19 protein-coding genes are annotated in these 16,858 nt (G+C 66.3%); 14 read left to right on the top strand and 5 right to left on the bottom strand.

Annotation, left to right across the window (positions count from 1 at the left end; translation table 11 throughout):
• The first annotated feature begins 113 nt into the window (after positions 1 to 113).
• Together LAQ73_RS14675 and LAQ73_RS14670 are read left to right on the top strand one after the other, a co-directional pair.
• On the top strand, positions 114 to 770 hold the full coding sequence (locus tag LAQ73_RS14675; RefSeq protein WP_224269003.1) for an alpha/beta hydrolase: 657 nt from the start codon (positions 114 to 116) through the stop codon (positions 768 to 770).
• Between the two features lie 33 nt (positions 771 to 803).
• A complete protein-coding gene (locus tag LAQ73_RS14670) occupies positions 804 to 1,220 on the top strand; it encodes an HIT family protein (RefSeq protein WP_224269002.1) in 417 nt (138 codons plus the stop codon).
• 20 nt (positions 1,221 to 1,240) lie between these two features.
• Here the strand turns inward: LAQ73_RS14670 and LAQ73_RS14665 are convergent, their stop codons facing one another.
• Positions 1,241 to 2,263: a sodium:calcium antiporter gene (locus LAQ73_RS14665; protein ID WP_224269001.1), complete on the bottom strand. Its 1,023-nt coding sequence runs from the start codon at positions 2,261 to 2,263 to the stop codon at positions 1,241 to 1,243.
• 95 nt (positions 2,264 to 2,358) lie between these two features.
• Between LAQ73_RS14665 and LAQ73_RS14660 the strand changes: the two genes are divergently transcribed.
• The 3 genes from LAQ73_RS14660 to LAQ73_RS14650 all read left to right on the top strand — a co-directional run bounded on the left by LAQ73_RS14660 (position 2,359) and on the right by LAQ73_RS14650 (position 4,233).
• Positions 2,359 to 2,733, top strand: a complete 375-nt coding sequence (locus LAQ73_RS14660; protein ID WP_224269000.1) for a YlbF/YmcA family competence regulator — start codon at positions 2,359 to 2,361, stop codon at positions 2,731 to 2,733.
• Between the two features lie 233 nt (positions 2,734 to 2,966).
• Positions 2,967 to 3,587, top strand: coding sequence for a MinD/ParA family ATP-binding protein (locus tag LAQ73_RS14655; protein ID WP_224268999.1), 621 nt, complete (start codon positions 2,967 to 2,969; stop codon positions 3,585 to 3,587).
• 19 nt (positions 3,588 to 3,606) lie between these two features.
• Positions 3,607 to 4,233: an RAD55 family ATPase gene (locus tag LAQ73_RS14650; protein ID WP_224268998.1), complete on the top strand. Its 627-nt coding sequence runs from the start codon at positions 3,607 to 3,609 to the stop codon at positions 4,231 to 4,233.
• A 20-nt stretch (positions 4,234 to 4,253) separates the two neighbouring features.
• Here LAQ73_RS14650 and LAQ73_RS14645 read toward each other — a convergent pair whose 3' ends face one another.
• The gene (locus tag LAQ73_RS14645) at positions 4,254 to 4,502 is read right to left on the bottom strand and encodes a DUF8049 family protein (RefSeq protein WP_224268997.1); all 249 of its coding nucleotides are present in this window, start codon (positions 4,500 to 4,502) and stop codon (positions 4,254 to 4,256) included.
• A gap of 57 nt (positions 4,503 to 4,559) precedes the next feature.
• Positions 4,560 to 5,570 carry an FKBP-type peptidyl-prolyl cis-trans isomerase gene (locus tag LAQ73_RS14640; protein WP_224268996.1) on the bottom strand — a complete coding sequence of 337 codons (1,011 nt, stop codon included), beginning with the start codon at positions 5,568 to 5,570 and terminating at the stop codon, positions 4,560 to 4,562.
• 183 nt (positions 5,571 to 5,753) lie between these two features.
• Here LAQ73_RS14640 and cyaB point away from each other — a divergent pair, with 183 nt between their 5' ends.
• A complete protein-coding gene (cyaB, locus tag LAQ73_RS14635) occupies positions 5,754 to 6,317 on the top strand; it encodes a class IV adenylate cyclase (protein WP_224268995.1) in 564 nt (187 codons plus the stop codon).
• A gap of 14 nt (positions 6,318 to 6,331) precedes the next feature.
• Here the strand turns inward: cyaB and LAQ73_RS14630 are convergent, their stop codons facing one another.
• Positions 6,332 to 7,492, bottom strand: a complete 1,161-nt coding sequence (locus LAQ73_RS14630) for an ABC transporter permease (protein WP_224268994.1) — start codon at positions 7,490 to 7,492, stop codon at positions 6,332 to 6,334.
• Positions 7,493 to 7,565: 73 nt separating this feature from the next.
• On the opposite strand from LAQ73_RS14630, the gene LAQ73_RS14625 reads away from it, so the two are divergent.
• From LAQ73_RS14625 to LAQ73_RS14595, 7 genes are all read left to right on the top strand, one after another.
• Complete coding sequence (locus LAQ73_RS14625) at positions 7,566 to 8,564, top strand: ABC transporter permease (RefSeq protein WP_224268993.1); 999 nt, start codon at positions 7,566 to 7,568, stop codon at positions 8,562 to 8,564.
• A gap of 121 nt (positions 8,565 to 8,685) precedes the next feature.
• Entirely contained in the window at positions 8,686 to 9,891 is a 1,206-nt protein-coding gene (locus LAQ73_RS14620) for a methionine adenosyltransferase (RefSeq protein WP_224268992.1), read from the top strand.
• 273 nt (positions 9,892 to 10,164) lie between these two features.
• Positions 10,165 to 11,430 (top strand): NRAMP family divalent metal transporter, encoded by a 1,266-nt coding sequence (locus LAQ73_RS14615; protein ID WP_224268991.1) that lies wholly within the window; start codon positions 10,165 to 10,167, stop codon positions 11,428 to 11,430.
• 18 nt (positions 11,431 to 11,448) lie between these two features.
• Entirely contained in the window at positions 11,449 to 12,219 is a 771-nt protein-coding gene (locus LAQ73_RS14610; protein WP_224268990.1) for a sulfite exporter TauE/SafE family protein, read from the top strand.
• 74 nt (positions 12,220 to 12,293) lie between these two features.
• Entirely contained in the window at positions 12,294 to 13,517 is a 1,224-nt protein-coding gene (locus tag LAQ73_RS14605) for a tRNA sulfurtransferase (protein ID WP_224268989.1), read from the top strand.
• 61 nt (positions 13,518 to 13,578) lie between these two features.
• Positions 13,579 to 14,031 carry a DUF5804 family protein gene (locus tag LAQ73_RS14600; RefSeq protein WP_224268988.1) on the top strand — a complete coding sequence of 151 codons (453 nt, stop codon included), beginning with the start codon at positions 13,579 to 13,581 and terminating at the stop codon, positions 14,029 to 14,031.
• 135 nt (positions 14,032 to 14,166) lie between these two features.
• Complete coding sequence (locus tag LAQ73_RS14595) at positions 14,167 to 15,228, top strand: Kelch repeat-containing protein (RefSeq protein ID WP_224268987.1); 1,062 nt, start codon at positions 14,167 to 14,169, stop codon at positions 15,226 to 15,228.
• Positions 15,229 to 15,259: 31 nt separating this feature from the next.
• On the opposite strand, the gene LAQ73_RS14590 is transcribed toward LAQ73_RS14595, so the two are convergent.
• Positions 15,260 to 16,285, bottom strand: a complete 1,026-nt coding sequence (locus LAQ73_RS14590) for a PLP-dependent cysteine synthase family protein (protein ID WP_224268986.1) — start codon at positions 16,283 to 16,285, stop codon at positions 15,260 to 15,262.
• 188 nt (positions 16,286 to 16,473) lie between these two features.
• Here LAQ73_RS14590 and LAQ73_RS14585 point away from each other — a divergent pair, with 188 nt between their 5' ends.
• Positions 16,474 to 16,857 (top strand): TlpA family protein disulfide reductase, encoded by a 384-nt coding sequence (locus LAQ73_RS14585; protein WP_224268985.1) that lies wholly within the window; start codon positions 16,474 to 16,476, stop codon positions 16,855 to 16,857.
• Position 16,858: the final 1 nt, after the last annotated feature.

Here is a 16,858-nt window from a genome sequence, read left to right as displayed (position 1 = left end):
ACGCCCGAAACGGGAGCCTCCCTCGCGCGGCAGCGACGCCGAGAAGCGCGGGTCGACCGGTTACGTCGGCGACACTCCCCGATTGAAGGGCGACGAACCCGTACGTGGGGTCGATGGCCGACATTCCGTTGGAACACGTCCACGTCGAACCGGAACAATCGAGCGACGGCCCCGCACCCGCCGTCTTCGTTCTCCACGGGCGCGGTGCCGACGAAGAAGACCTGCTTCCCATCGCCCAGCAGCTGCCCGACACGCTGCACGTCGTCAGCCTCCGGGCACCGGACCGACTGATGGGCGGGTACACGTGGTACGAACTCGACACGTCCGCGGGCGGCCTCCACCAGAGCCAACCGCACGCGGAGGAGTTCCGCCGGAGTCTCGACTTGGTCTCCGAGAGCATCGACGCCGCCGTCGAGGCGTACGACCTCGACGCGGGGGACCTCGGACTGCTCGGGTTCAGCCAGGGGTCTATCACGAGTCTCGCACTCCTCTTGGAGAACCCCGAGCGGTTCGCGTGGGTCGTCGCGTTGCACGGCTACCTCGCGGAGTCGCACGCGGACCTCGAACCGCCCGAACTCACCGGAAAGCCGGTGTTCGTCGGGGCGGGCAGCGCCGACCAGATAATCCCCGAGGCGCGCGCCGAGGCGGCCGCAGAGCGCCTGCAAGAACTCGGCGCGGACGTCTCGTTCTCGGTGTATCAGGTGGGTCACGGCGTCGGGCAGGACGAACTCCGCGACCTCGTCGAGTTCGTCGAGAGCCGACTGTCGTAACGCTCAACTAGTCTGCTCCGAATCGTTGCGGCGATGGCCTGCCCGTTCTGTGCGATCGTCGACGGCGACGCTCCCGGTGTCGTCCTCGACGAACGCTCCGAGTCACTCGTCGTCGTTCCTCGAACGCCGGAGACGCCGGGACACGTACTCGTCGTCACCCGAGACCACTATCGGAGTCTGTTCGACGTCCCCGAGGAGGTGTTCTCGGACGTCACACAGCACGCCCGGGACGTCTCGCATCGGTTGCAGACGGCCGGCTACGACGGCGTCAACCTGCTACACGCCAGCGGCGAGGCCGCCCAGCAGTCGGTGCCGCACTTTCACATCCACCTCGTGCCGCGCCGCGGCGACGACGGTTACGACCTCTGGCCCGCGTCGAACCAGTGGGACGGGACGAACCAACACGGTGTGTACGACGAGCTCCACGCAGTGCTCGGCGGCGGGAGATAACGCGAGGGGACCGCTAGCGGTCAAACCCCGGGGACGAACGACGTGAGACCGACCGTCTCGGCGACCATCCAACCGACGAACAGGAGATAGGTCGTCAAGAGTACCGTCGCCTCGCCGTCGGTCAGTTCGAGATCGGTCCGCATCGCGGTGAACAACACGATAGTGGCGACCGTCAGAAAGCCCATCATCGGCACGGCCGCGCCGTAGTCGAAGTCGACGGAGCCCATGATGAGCACGCCGACGGGGACGGCGACGAGCAGGTCGAAGATGTTGCTTCCGAGCACGTTCGAGAGACTCGTCACGCCGCGGTCGTCGCGGGCGGCGCGGACGCTGACGAGCGTGTCGGGCAGGCTCGTCCCGGCGGCGACGACGGTGAGCCCCCAGAGATACTCCGGCGTACCGAACAGGTCGGCGAACCCGCGAGCGGCGTGGACCAACCCTTCGACGGAGACGACGACGATGACGAGACTCGCCGCCAGCAGCGCCCACTGTTTGCCGACCGCAGTATCGCCGTCGGACGTCGGCGGGTCGTAGTCGACGGTGTCCTGGTACTGGATGAAGATGTACAGCCCGTAGAGGAGGATGGGCAACAGCGCCATCGGCCGCGTGACGGTGGTGACGAGTCCGCCGGCGTCGGAAATCGGTTCCGGCGAGTAGATGACGCCGAACGAGAACACCAACAGCAGCACGGCGACCGAGAGCATGTAGAACTGCGCCTCCTTGTACACCACCTCTCGGTTGGCTTCGAGGCGGTCGGAGAACAGCGTCGCCACCGCCGGGATGACGAGCACGTTGAAGATGGCCGACCCGACGATAGCGCCGACGCCGAGGCCGAACGAGTCGTGGAGTACCGTCGAGAGCACGACGCTCGCCAGTTCGGGGAAACTCGACCCGACGGCGACGACGACGGCTCCGTGGACGGCGGGCGGGAGCCCGTAGTACTTCGAGAGCCGTTCGCTGGAGGATTCGAGCAGGTCACTGCCGTACCAGACCACGGCCGTCGAAACGACGGCGAGTCCCAGCAGTGAGAGCGCAGACTGCATCGCCTGAGGCTTCTCGGTAGAGGGAATATAACCCGGTGGTCCGACCTCGATTCGCTATTCGGCAAGCCTAAACCGTTTCGGCACCAAGCGCGCCCATGAGCATCGAAACGGCGCGAACGGACGAACTCGGCCGCGAACTCGGCGACGCCATCGCGGCCCTCCCCGAGTACGAAGCGTTCGAAGACGCGAAAGCCGCGGTCGAAGACGACGAGGAGGTCCAGGCCCAGATTTCGGAGTTCGAACAGCTCCGCGAGGAGTTCATGGTCGCACGCCAGATGGGCGAGGCGAACCAACAACAGCTCCAGAAGGTCCAGCGCGCCCAGCAGGAACTGCACTCGCTGCCGACGATGGCCGAGTATCTCGAAGCGCAGGAGGAGCTCCAGAACCGCCTCGAAGACGTCAACAGGGCGATTTCGGAGCCGCTCGCCGTCGACTTCGGCGGCGAGGCCGGCGGCTGCTGTCACGACTAGCGACCTTTTTACTGCGGGGGGTGCGCTTCGCGCACCGCCCTTGCAAAAACGTCGATGAAAAAGGGCCGCTCGCTCGGCCTGACGGCCTCGCTCGCGGTACAACCGGTCCCCCGATTTCCGCACCGCAACCCGCCTTCAGCACCGGCCACCGCACGCACTGTCACCGCCCGCCGCACGTACTGCCACCGCCCGCCGTCCGAACGTTCAAATCCGAGAACGCGGCCAGAGCCCGTATGCTCGCAATCGCCGGAGGGAAAGGTGGCTGCGGAAAGACGACGACGACGCTCGGGGTGGCGACGGCGCTCGACGGTCACGTACTCGCCGTCGACGCCGACCGGGATATGCCGAATCTCCACGCGCTCGCGGGTGTCCCGCGCGAACCGACGGTGGCCGACGTGGGCGACGATGCGCTGTCTGTCGCCCACGAGTCGTCGCCGGGACTCTCGGTGCTCCCGGCCGCACCGGGCGGTCCCGACAGCAACACCGCGACACAGCTCGCCCGACTCGAATCGACGGATGCGGCGACGTTCGTCGACTGTCCGGCCGGGGCGGGACCAGACGCCGCCGGGCCGCTGGGCGTCGCCGACGCGGTGCTTCTGGTGACGACGCTCTGTGCGCCCGCGCTTCGGGATACCGCGAAGACGGCGGCGATGGCGCGGGCGCTCGGAACGCGGGTGGTCGGCGTCGTTCTCAACCGGACGCGGCTCGCCCCGGCGGGCGTCTCGGAGTTGCTCGACTGCCCCGTTCTGGCGTCGGTGCCGGAGCGAAAGAGCCCGAACAGTCGGACAGACGGCGGACGAGCGGCGTACGTCCGCGTGGCGGAGGCCCTCTCTCGTGAGCAAGACATATTATGATTCACGCTCGTGAGAGAGTATGGCAGAGAAGCTTCCGACCGGAATCACGGTACTCGACCGCCAGTTAGGCGGCGGTATCCCGGCCGGAAGCATCGTCACGCTCGCGGCGACGCCGGCGAGTCAGTCGGAGTTGCTGCTGTACGAACTCACGTCGACGCGCGGCACGCTCTACCTGACGACGGTCCGCTCCGACCAGGCGGTCCAGGACGCGCTGAACCGGGTGACGACCCGCGTCGGTCGTCCGACGGTGCGCGACGTCGGCGGCGACGCGGCGTTGGACCACGCGAACCGACTCGTGCAGGCGCTTCCGGAGGGGGCGAACCTCATCGTCGACGTCGTCGACGTGCTGGAACGCACGGACGCGACGCGTTACCGAAACTTCCTCAACGAGCTGCAGACCCACGTCATGAACACCGGCGGTCTCGCGGTGTTGCACGCGCTCGACGGTCGGTCGGTCCCGGACAACCGCGACATGACCGAGCACATGTCCGACGCCGTCTTCGAGCTGCAGACGCAGGTGAAGGGCTCCGAAATCGAAAATCGGCTGGCGATTCCGAAGTTCCGCGGCGGCCGGGCGTTAGAGGAGACGATCAAACTGCGGTTGACCGACGAGGTCACCATCGACACCAGCCGAGACATCGCCTGAGCGCGTCTCTTCCGCGTTCGCTATACGGCGTAGAACAGCAACGCGCCCACAGTAGTGAGGACGGTCACGGCGTACCACGTCACCGTCTCGCCGAACGCCGTCTCCGAGAGCGCGTCCTTCGCGAACAGGTAGAGAAAGTAGACGCCGAGCGGCAGGAGGCGCACGAAGATGTTCGCGTCGACGTCGAGGCCGTATCGAAGCGTCAGCGAGAGGCCGACAGTGCACCCCGCAGCGACGGCGGCGACTTTCAGGTCGTCGGGAACGTCCATGCTCGCCAGTGATACGGCGGACCTAAAGAAATCGCGGATTCGCAGTAGGCGGTGCGGTTAGTGGTCGTGGTCGTGGTCGTGGTTGTGATCGTGACTGTCGTCGCCTTCGGCTTCGAGTTCGTCGACGATCTCGTCGGCGTCGACGTCGACGTCGTCGAGTGCGTCCTCGATGTCACCGGCACCCATGCCGCCCATGCCACCCATCATGCCGCCCATACCGCCCATGCCCATCCCGTCGATGGTCTCCTGGACGATGACGCGGTCGACGTCGAGGCGGGTCATGAGGTCCTGAGCGATCTGCTGCTTGGAGAACATCCACTGCTGGTTCATCGTCATCTGCGGCGTGGCCTCGATGTACAGCGTCTCCTTCTCCTCGGTGACGGTCTCGGTTTCGACCTCGTCGGGGTCGACGTCCTCGCCGCCTTCGAGCGCCATCTCCTCTTCGACCTCGTCGGTCTGGATCCAGAGCTCGGGGCTCTGCTGGAGATACATGCCGAGCAGCCCCTTCGCCTGCTCCTCGCGGTCGTCGACGACGTCGAGAATCTCGTACTCGTACTCGAGGTCGTCACCCGCCAGCGGGTGGTTGAAGTCGATGCGGGCGCGGCCGCCGATGATGGTCTCGATGTGACCCTGCTCGCCGTCGACGTTGACGTGCGCGCCGGGGTAGCGGTCGTCCTCGGAGATTTTGTCCGCGCTCACCGTGCGGAGGTTGTCAGAGTCGTACTCGCCGAACGCTTCGGCGGCGGGTACGTCGACGCTCCCCTCGTAGCCGACTTCCTTGCCGAGGAGGTCGTCGTCGACGGCCTCGAACACGTGACCCGCGCCGACGATGACGACGCGCGGTTCGAACTCGTAGTCCTCCGTGTCGATTTCGGCCTCTTCGGCCACTTCCTGGCTCGTCGTGTCGACGACGGTGCCGTCGTCTTTGGTTCGGACCGTGTAGGCCAGACGGACGAAATCGCCGTCCTGCAGTCCGGAGCTCTCCTCCGCGTCGGTCTCTTCGACGTCCTCGGGCGTGTCGGCGTCTACCGGCTCGTCGGCCGATTCCGCCTGTTGTTCATCGCTCATGTAGGCTACGTCTCCCGTGCGCCCTATAAGAATCACGTTTCGTACCCGCGGAACCGACTGCCTTCGAGCCGAGAGGGTCGTGATACCGTTGCACTCGGGAGGCGTCGACGGACCGCCGAGACATCGAACGCAGAGAGCGAGGGGGACAGCCACGCTTTTGGGGCGAACCACCGAGTGTTCCCCATGTACGAGGTCGAACTGAAACTCCGCGCCGACCACGACGACGCCCGGGAGCGACTCGCAGCGCTCGACGCGGAGGAACTCGGCGACGTCGCGCAGGCGGACACCTACTACGACGCGCCGCACCGCGACTTCGCGGAGACCGACGAGGCGCTCCGCATCCGCCGGGAGCGTCGCACCGACGCGGTGGCCGACGGAGACGCCGCCGAGACGGCGAAGGTGACCTACAAGGGCCCGCTCGTCGAAAACGAGTCGAAAACCCGCGAGGAGTTCGAGACGGGCGTCGACGACGGCGAGACGATGTCGAGTGTCTTCGACGGGTTGGGATTCGAACCGGCCGCCGTCGTGGAGAAACAGCGCGAGTACTTCCGCGTCGACGAGTACACCGTCGTCCTCGACGACGTAGCGGGCCTCGGCGAGTTCGTCGAAATCGAGCGGGAGGCCAAAGAGTCCGAACTCGAAGCGGTTCGCGACGGCGCGGTAGCGGTGCTTCGGGAACTCGGTCTCGACCCCGACGAGCAGATTCGGACCTCGTATCTCGGGTTGTTGTTCGAAAAGCGGGAATGAGCTATCGACTGATTTCAGGCGTCGAGCACGTCCTGTAGCGCGTCGCCGAAGACGCTGAGCGCGACGACGGTGAGTGTCAGAAACACCACCGGAACCGTCGATACCCACCACGTCACCGTCGGAGCACCCTGCGTGCCGCGCGCGATGGTTTCTCCCCACGACAGGAGAGTCATGTCGTTGAGGTTCATGAACGAAATCGCCGCCTCGACGAGGACGAGCAGCGGAATCTGGCGCGTCGCCGCGACGACGACCGTCTCGCGGACGTGCGGCAGAATGTGGTGTCGGACGATGTTCCATCGCTTCACCCCGGCACTGCGGGCGACGGTGACGAACGGTTCCTCGCGCAGCGACAACACCTCGCTGCGGACGACGCGCGCGACGCCGCCCCACCCCAGCAGGCCGAACACCAGAAGAAACAGAAACAGGCTCCGACCGAAGACGTAGATAGCGATGAGGTAAACGACGAACGCCGGAAGTGTCTGCTGGATGTCGACGTAGCGCATCGTCAGCGTGTCCACCCACCCGCCGAGATAACCCGCCGACACGCCGACGACGGTGGCGATGGGGACGACGAACATCGACGTGACGAACCCGATGACGACGGTGACGCGCATCCCCTCGACGACGAGCGTAAACATGTCTCGGCCGTACGTTCCCGTTCCGAGCGGATGCCGGAACGACCCGTGACAGAGCAGGTCGGTCGTCGGTCCCACGCAGTCGGAGACGATGTAACTGGAGGCACTGAAACCGACCGGTGGTTGGAGGATTCGAGTCGGGTTCGCCGCCGAGTCGAACAGGAAAGGGCCGACGGTGCCGAACACGAAGACGACGAGGAGATACGCGGAACTCACGACGGCGAGGCGGTTCTGTCGGAGTCGGCCCCAGTAGCGGGCGGTCCGCTCACGATCGGTCCGGAGGGGTGCGACGACGAACACGGCGAACCCGACGAGCGAGATAGCGAAGAGGAGGTCGACCGCGGTGGGCCGCCAGCTGGCGACGAGCGGTGCGTCCGGTGGGTGTACCAGCAGGTCGTAAGCGTAGATGGTGATAAACACTGCAGTGGCGGCGGCGAACACCGCGGTGTTCCACGGGAGACCGTCGGAGTCGAATCCCGAGAGCAGACCCTGGAGACGCGAAGAGCACGAGACGTCCGACGAGTCGTCGCTTGCGGGCATGTCAAACGGCTGTCGTCGCAAGTGACATAAACCATGCTGAACGATGCTGACAGAGTGATACGACCAGCTCTCGGTGAACGTCCGCGACGTCACGGTGACGATGGCTGACTGGCCGCGGACTGCCGCTCGTCTCGGATTCGCCTTCTTCACCGTCTACCTCGTCGTCTCGCTGACGTTCGCAGTCGTCGTCCTCACCAACGACCCGAACGTCGCGGCGGTGCGGTGGGGTGTCGCCGCCGGGGGCGGAGACGCGGCCGCCCAGCAAGCCGCCGTCGACGCCTATCGGGAGGCACGAAACCTCGATGGGCCCGTCCTCGACCGGTACGTTCAATGGATGACGAACGTGTTAACGCTGAACTGGGGGCACTCGCACAATTTGGGTGCACCGGTGACGACGCTCATCGCAGAGCGCGCGCCGTATACGCTGCTGTACCTCGTACCGGGCGTCCTCGCCAGCGTCGCCGTCGGCGTCTCCGGTGGCGTGGTCGCCGCGTTCCGTCACAACAGCCTCGTCGACAGAGCGGTGACGCTGCTTGCGTATCTCGCGTTCGGGATTCCGTCGTTCTGGCTGGCGCTGGTGTTCATCGTCGTCGTCGGGCCCGCACTGGGATGGGAGAGTACGGAGTTCTCGCTCGCCGACGGTGCGCTGACCGAGCAGAACCTCAGACGCTATCTGTTGCCGACGGCGGTGTTCGCGACGGGGTTGACCGCCGGACAGTTGCAGCACGCTCGCTCGCAGACCGTCATCCATCTGAACGCGACGTTCGTGCGACTCCTGCGAGCGATGGGCGTCGGCCCGCGTCGGACGGTCAAACACGTCCTCCGGAACGCGGCGGTGCCGCTTCTGACGCTGTTCTTCTCAGACCTCCTCGGTATCGTCGTTGTGAGTGTCTACGTCATCGAGTACGTCTTTGGGATTCCGGGCCTCGGAACACTGAGCTACGACGCGATTTTCAATCGAGACCTGCCGCTTCTGTTAGGAACGACGTTTCTCGTCGTTCTCGTCGGCGTCGCGAGCAACCTCCTACAGGACATGGTGTACCCGCTCGTCGACCCGCGAATCGAAGAGTGAGCAGTGACCGAAAGAACGGAAGCCAAGAGACGAGAGCGACTGCCCGCCGACACTGCGATAATAACGACCACACCCGATTACTACCGCAAGTTATAGCATCTGCGGCGCAGAACGCCGAACAATGAGCGAGCGGAACATTCGGGTCGAGGGTATCGACCGACTCGCAGTCGAGGATCAAAAAGTCGAAATCGTCGAACGGAAGGGTATCGGCCACCCGGACTCCATCTGCGACGGCATCGCCGAGAGCGTCTCGCGGGCGCTCTCGAAACTGTATCTCGACCGGGTCGGCAAGGTCCTCCACTACAACACCGACGAGACGCAACTGGTCGCCGGAACCGCCGCGCCCGCCTACGGCGGCGGCGAGGTCATCGAACCCATCTACATCCTCATCGTCGGCCGCGCGACCAAGGAGTACGGCGGCCAGCAGCTCCCGGTCGGGTCGACGGCGCTCGCGGCCGCCCGCGAGTATCTCGACGAGAACATCCCGGAGCTGGAGTACGGCCGCGACGTCGTCGTCGACGTGAAACTCGGCGAAGGCTCGGGGGACCTCCAGGACGTCTTCGGCGAGGACGAGGTGCAGGTGCCGATGGCCAACGACACCAGTTTCGGCGTCGGTCACGCCCCACTCACGGAGACCGAGGAGATCGTCCTCGCGGCCGAACGCGAACTCAACGGCGCGTACGCCGCCGACCACCCCGAACTCGGTCCGGACGTGAAGATTATGGGCAAACGCGAGGGCGACCGGATAGACATCACCGTCGCCGCCGCGATGGTCGACTCCTACGTCGCCGATCTCGACGCCTACGACGCCGCGGTCACCCGTGTCCAAGAGTTCGTCGCCGGTCTCGCGCGCGAACACACCGACCGCGAGGTCAACGTCGAAGTGAACACCGCCGACGACTACGAGGAGGGCTCCGTCTACCTCACCACGACCGGCACGAGCGCCGAACAGGGCGACGACGGCTCCGTCGGCCGCGGCAACCGCGCAAACGGCCTCATCACGCCGAACCGCCCGATGAGCATGGAGGCGACCAGCGGGAAGAACCCCGTCAACCACATCGGCAAGATATACAACCTGCTGTCGACCGAAATCGCCGAGAGCGTCGTCGACGAGGTAGACGGGATTCGGGATCTGCAGGTCCGCCTCCTCTCGCAGATCGGCCGGCCCATCGACCACCCGCACGTCGCCGACGCGCAGGTCGTCACCGAGGAGGGCGTCGACGTCGAGGAGATCCGCGGCGAAGTCGAGGCCATCGTCGACCGCGAACTCGCCGACGTGACCGATGTCACCCGCTCGGTCATCGAAGGCGACATCTCGACGTTCTGAGCGCCGGCGCTCGTTTTCACTTCGACCGCGAATTGGTCGTAACTGAGTCCGTTCAGCGGTCCAACCGAGCGGACGGTGCCGACGGCTGGGATTTCGCCGGGACACCAGCGGATGCGGAATGGATCCGGCGTGCAGAACGACACCCAGCGCTGCAGTAAGACCAAGGGAGGACGAAAGGACGGCTTGATAGTACAAGCACCAGAGAGTATCCGCTTCTCGCTGTGAACTTATCTGTGACTTCGTAACCGAAAGTAGTGTCCACTACCATACAAAATGTCATATAACTCATACGGTGCGAAGATTCGGGGTACAACGTCCAAATTCTTCGAGAAGTACGGGCTCGCGTTCGTGATGGTCGCCAGCTACTTCGGATCAGGGTCGGTGTTCATCGCCAGCCAAGCTGGAGTACAGTTCGGCTACCTCCTCGTCTGGGCCGTCGTCGGCGCCGTCTTCATCGGCTTCATCGGCCAGGACATGAGCGCGCGACTCGGTATCTTCGGCGTCCCGCTGATGACGTTCGCGCGTCGAAAGCTGGGGACCGGCGGTGCGACCGTGTTGGCGGCAATCCTCTCGGTCGGCTGCGTCGCGTGGGCGCTGGAACTGACGGCGGCGGTCGGAACGGGCATCTCTATCCTCCTCGGCGGTGTGGTCGGATGGCAACCCCTCGCCGTCCTCAGCGGCGCGCTCGCCATCGTCGTCGGCATCCAGAACTACGACGGCGTCGAGCGCATCATGACCGCCATGATGATCGCACTCTTGGCGATCTACGTGACCGTCGCGGGGGTGAGTTCACCCTCTCTAAGCAGCATCGCCGCCGGGTTCGTCCCGTCGTTGCCGGGTGGGTCGCTGACGCTCGCCGCGGCTATTATCGGCACGACGGCGCTGTGGCCGAACTTCTTCCTCGAGTCGAACCTCGTCGAGGAGAAGGGGTGGACGAGCGCCGCCGACCTCCCGTCCGTTCGCCGCGACCTCGGTATCGGCTACCTCGTCGGCGGGGCGACCACCGTCGCCATCATCGTGGTCGCGGCCGCCATTCTCCGGCCGGCGGGATACACCAGCCTCGAGACGTTCATCACACCCGGACGGGCGCTCGCGGAGGTGCTCGGCGATTGGGCGATGGTCATGTTCCTCCTCGGCACGGTCGCCGCCGCGTTCAACAGCATCGTCCCCATCATGTGGACGCCCGCGTACCTCTTCCAGCACGCCCGCGGGCGCACCGCCGACCCCGGAAGCCGCGAGTTCAAACTCATCTACGCGGTCGGCGTCGCCATTGGGAGTCTCTCGCCGCTCGTCAACGAGTTCGCCGGCCTCAGCGTCATCGACATGATAATCCTGTTCCCGGCCTACAACGGCATCGTCAGCCTACCCATCGCTGCAGTGTTGCTTTTCTGGGCGGTCAACGACCGGGAGACGATGGGCGAACACAAGAACAGTCTCCGCATGGCGCTCGTGAACGCGTCGCTCGTGCTGCTCTCGATATATCTCGCCGCGACGTCGCTTCCGGGGTTCGTCGAGACGGTAACCTCCGGCGGGTTCTGAGCGACGAGGCCGAAACCCATGCTTCCAACCTCGACACTGGTGCTTCTGGTCGTCATCGCGTTCCTGGCCGGCGTCGGCATCACCGCCGTCGGCCCTGGCGGCATCTTTGTCACCGTCGCGCTGTTTGCGCTGACCGACGTGGGGTCGTCGACCGTGGCGGGGACGGCGCTGACGACGTTCGTCGCCACGGGTCTCCTCGGGAGTTACACGTACTATCGGTCCGGAGAGCTCCGGACGCGGGCGGGGAAGCGCCTCGCGACGCTCGTCACCGCGCCGAGTGCGCTCGGCGCGATAGTCGGCGCGCTCGCGAACGCGGTGCTCTCGGAGGCGGCGTTCGGGTCGCTTTTGACCGGGTTCACGGCGCTCGTCGGCGCGAGCATCGTCTACCGCGAGCGACGGGCGCTCGGGTCGCGGTGGTCGGTCGACCCCGCGCTGCCGAGCGGCGCGGCGGTCTTCGCCGTCCTCGGGTTCGCCATCGGCGTCCTCTGCGGACTGCTCGGCGTCGGCGGCCCCGTCATCACCGTTCCGGTGTTGGTACTCCTCGGAATCTCGATGCTCGACGCGCTCGCCGCCGCACAGGTGCAGTCGGTGTTTCTCTCGGCGTTCGCGGCGGCGACGTACGTGATGCAGGGCGCCGTCTCGCTCCCGCTCGTCGTCCTCGTCGGCGTTCCGGAACTCCTCGGCGTCATCGTCGGGTGGCGGGTCGCCCACCGGGTCGAAGCGTCCCGGCTGAAGGTTGCTCTCGGGGCGACGCTCGTGGCGTCGGGCGTCTTGCTCGCCGCGACGTAGCGGAGCCGCTTCGGGCCGGCGGTTCGGATTCGAGGTGAGAACCCTCTTGTCCTCCGACCGGATACCCTCCGCCCGTGGAAACCCGTCAGCGCGACACCGTCGTCGTCTCCTACGGCGAAATCGGAACGAAGAGTTCGAAGGTCCGCGGCCGCATGGAGCGGACGCTTGTCTCGAACCTCGAAGCGATGCTCGCCGCCCGCGGCGTCGACGCCGACGTGGAACGCCAGTGGTCGCGGCCGTTGATTCGGCTTCGGAACCTCGAAGAAGTCGACGCCGGTGCCGGACGGAGTCCGGCAACCTATCGGACGTTGTCCGATGACGCCGCCGACGCCGTGGCGAACACGTTCGGCGTCGTCGCCGCCCGCCCGGCCGTCACCTGTGCGCCCGAGCGAGAGGCGCTCCTCGACCTGCTGTCGTCGCTGGCGGACGACCAGGCGGCGGCGGAATCGTTCGCCGTTCGGGTGTCACGCGCCGGCCCCAAAGACGCCCACGACTTCGGGAGTCGAGAGCTCGAACGCGTCGGCGGCGCGGCGATAGAGGAGCGAACCGGCGCGCCGGTCGACCTCGATAGCCCTGACGTGACCTACCGCGTCGAAGCCCGCGAGGACGAGGCGTTCGTCTCGACGGAGGTGCGCGACGGGCCCGGCGGCCTGCCGCTGGGTACGCAAGGAACGGCAGTCGGATTGGTCAGCGGCGGCATCGACTCGCCCGTCGCGGCGTGGGAGGTGATGAAGCGGGGTTGCGTGGTCGTTCCCGTCTACGTCGACCTCGGCGACTTCGGCGGGCCGGACCACGAGGCGCGAGCGGTGTCGACGATGCGCCGCCTTGCGACCTTTGCGCCCGGATTCGACGTTCGCCCTCGGGTGGTCTCGGCGGGCGACCTCGTCGCCGAACTCGCCGACGAGGTGGGTGCGACGCGGATGCTCTCGCTCCGGCGGATGATGCTCCGAATCGGTGAAACGGTGGCGAGAGACGTCGGTGCGCACGCCGTCGTCACCGGCGAGTCGCTCGGCCAGAAATCGAGTCAAACGGGTCCGAACTTCGCCGTCACCGACGCGGTCACCTCGCTTCCGGTGTATCGGCCGCTGTTGACGCGCGACAAAACCGATATCGTCGCGCAGGCGCGGCGAATCGGAACGTACGACGATTCGACGCTTCCCGTCGGCTGCGAACGCGTCGCGCCCTCGCGCCCGGAGACGAACGCGGCGCTCGAAGACGTGGCGGCCGCGGAACCGGACGGGTTGTTGCGACGGGCCGAGAAGGTAGCGCAAGCGGTGCGCGTGGTGGAGTTCGGCTGATCGTCTCTCGAAACTGCCGCGGGACCGCAATCCCTTTAGCCGCCAGCGGGTACCTACAGCCGTGACGCGGGTCTGTCTACTCGGCGCGCCCGAGGTGAATCTCCGATACGAGCTGCTGTCGCGCGACACCGCCCGCGCGGCGCTCTCGACGTACGTCCTCCGCGAACCGTACCGCAACAGCCTCGAACTGGAGACGGTGAGCGTCGGCGCGGCCGTCTCGCTTCTGAACGACCTCAACTGGTATCTCGTCCGGTTCGTCGACGAGGCGCTGGTCCAGTCGCCGAGCATCAGCGAGACGGAGTGGCTCTCGCGGAAACTGGCGACGGCCGTCCGCGAGGGCGAGATTCGACCCGAGGAAAGCGACCGCTTCCTGAAGGTGTACGGTGTCGACGACGACGACCTACTCGACCCGATGTACCTCGCGCGCGTCGACGGACAGGTCCCCGAGTACGACCTCTACGACGTCGAGGAGACGCTGACGGTGCGCGTGACCGAAACCGAGTTCGGCGGGTGAGTCGATTTCGGGGCGGTCGTCCGTCCCGAACCGATTCGGCGAGTGGCGGAGAAATTCGGTGTTTCTGACCGGAATCGACGGGTAAGCGCGACATAACCATGAGTGAGGTCGGTATACTCTCGCCGAGAGCAAACCGTGAGCACGAACAGACGACAGTTCCTCCGACGCGGTACAGTGGTGGCAGCCCTCGCGCTCGCCGGATGTACAGACCAGATCGGCGGCTCGGGTGAGACGTCGGGGTCCGAGCAACCGTCAGAGACCGACCAACCGGTGCAGACGGACGCACCGAACCAGGCGACGCAAACCGCCGAAGAGATGAGCTGGACCGAACTGACGCCGATGCCCGGCCCCGAGCGGACGGAAGTGGAGTCGGTGGCGTTGAACGGCGAGCTGTACGTCATCGGCGGCTACGTCCCCGACGGCGTCACCGGCGACGTCGCCGTCTACAACCCCGAGAACGACGCGTGGCGCAGCGCCGCGGCGCTGCCGCAGGCGCTCCATCACGTCAAAGCGGTCACCCACCAGGGCCAGATTCTCGTCTTCGGCGGCTACACCGAGGCGGAGAAGTCGGTGGCGACGACGTACGCCTACGACCCCCAGAGCGACTCGTGGGAAGAGCGCGCGCGAATGCCGACGGGTCGCGGCGCGCCGACGGCCGAGCTCGTGAACGGAAAGGCGTACGTCGCCGGCGGGTACACGAAAGGCGGCCTCGGCGGCGGGCTCCGGGCGACGCTCGAAATCTACGACCCGCAGGCGGACAAATGGTCGAAAGGCCCCGACATGCCGACGGCTCGAAACCACCTGACCTCGGGGACGGTCGGCGGTAAACTGTACGTCGTCGGCGGCCGCGAGGAGTTCGGCGAGGAACTGAGCGCCAACGAGATGTACGACCCCGAGACGAACGAGTGGACCGAGCTGACGCCGATGCCCTCCGAACGCGGCGGCGTCAACGGCGGCGCGATGAGCGGGAAAGTGTTCGTCCTCGGCGGCGAGAAACCCGAAGGTACGCAGGCGACGGTCGAAGCCTACGACCCCGAGAGCGACTCGTGGGAGCGGTACCCCGACATGCCGGAGGGGAGACACGGACTCGGCGTCGCGGCCATCGACGGCCAGTTGTACGCCGTCTCGGGCGGTCCCGAACCGGGCAAGAAGTACTCCTCGACGCTGTGGCGACTGTCGGCGGAGGAGTCGGAGTAGTCGTTCAGCGAGGCGGAAACGCCCGACGTGGCTACGGCGACCCGCCGCTGCCGAGGTCGGGTCCGGCCTCAAACATCCCCGTCGACATGTACCGCTCGCCGCTGTCCCAGAAGACGGTGACGACGAGCGGGCAGTCGTCGTAGTCGGTCGCAGCGGCGGCCCCGCCGTCGGTCTCGATGGTCTCGATGCGCTGCGCAGTGACGTCCGGTGCCTCCGGGCAGTCCAACTCGGGTTGAGCGAGGCGCTCGGCGACCTGCTGGGCGGCGAGGTTCGACGCGCCGCTGGACTGGCCGACCAAGATGCCTTCCTCGCGGGCGAGGCGGCGACACTCGGCCTCGGCGTCGTCGAGCGAAATCGTGATGACGTCGTCCAAGAGGTCGGTGTCTAGGTTCGGGCTGACGAAACCGGGGCCCATCCCCTGGAAGCTATCGCCTTCGGGTTCCTTCCCCGAGAGGACGGCGCTGTCCTCGGGCTCGACGGCGACGACCTCCATCTCGGGGAACTCCTCTCGGAGGCGTCGACCGATGCCCGACAGCGTGCCGCCGGTGCCGACGCCGGCGACGAGCGCGTCGACGTCTCTCCCTTCGACCTGTTCGAGAATCTCCTCGGCCGTCGTGCGGTAGTGCGCCTCCGGGTTCGCCTCGTTTTCGAACTGGCGGAGTTGGACCATTCCTCGCTCCGTTTCGAGTTCGTCGGCGCGCTCCTTCGCGTCGGAGATGTCGCCGTCGACGAGTTCGAGGGTCGCGCCGTAGGCTTTCATGATGCGGCGACGCTCGGGCGATTTCGAGCCGGGCATCACGATTGTGATGTCGTAGCCTTTCGCGGCGGCGACGACGGCCAAGCCGATGCCCGTGTTCCCGCTCGTCGGTTCGACGAGCTCGTCGCCGGGCGAGAGCGTTCCGTCGCGTTCGGCCGCTTCGACCATCGCCAGCGCCGGGCGGTCCTTCGCCGAGCCACCGGGGTTCTTCGACTCTATCTTCGCCGCCACCGTTGCCCCTTCGGGCGACTGCAACTGCACCAGCGGCGAGCCGATAGTATCGAGGATGCTCGCGTCCATTGCCGACCGGTAAGCGGTTATGACGTAAACCGGTGACGGACACCGGCAACGTTCGACGGCGTCTCCGTCGCGCGAACTTCGGTCGGGTACCGTCGAACCGCCGAGCCCGTCGAACCGCCGAAACGGCCGTGTGCGGAGAATCACCGCCAGCGAGGCGGTTAAAAGCCTCCGCTACTAACGCCCGGCCAATGGAACTGAACACGATGGAGCCGAACCCGACGTGGAGCCCCGCAGCTTACGAAGACGCCGTGGAAGCGCTCGGTCGGGACGGGCTGACGTTCAAAATCTGGGGCGGCGACTGGTGTAAGGACTGCCGCCAGCAACTGCCCGACTTCGCGGCGGCGCTGCGAGAGGCGGGCGTCCCCGAGGAGCGGATCGAGCAGTTCCCCGTCGAGAAGGAAGACGACGGCAGCAAGATCGGCCCGCAGGTCGAGGAGTACGACATCGAGTACATCCCGACCGTCGTCGTCGAGAGAGACGGCGAGGAGATCACGCGGTACGTCGAGGATGAACCGATTCCGGCGACGGCTTACCTCGGCGAGCGGCTCGAAGAAGCCGAGCAGACCGCCTAGT

It is taken from the genome of Haloprofundus salinisoli, assembly GCF_020097815.1.
In the GTDB taxonomy this organism is placed as follows: domain Archaea; phylum Halobacteriota; class Halobacteria; order Halobacteriales; family Haloferacaceae; genus Haloprofundus; species Haloprofundus salinisoli.
Note: the sequence above shows the minus strand (reverse complement) of the source record. Positions and strands in the feature narration are given on the sequence as shown.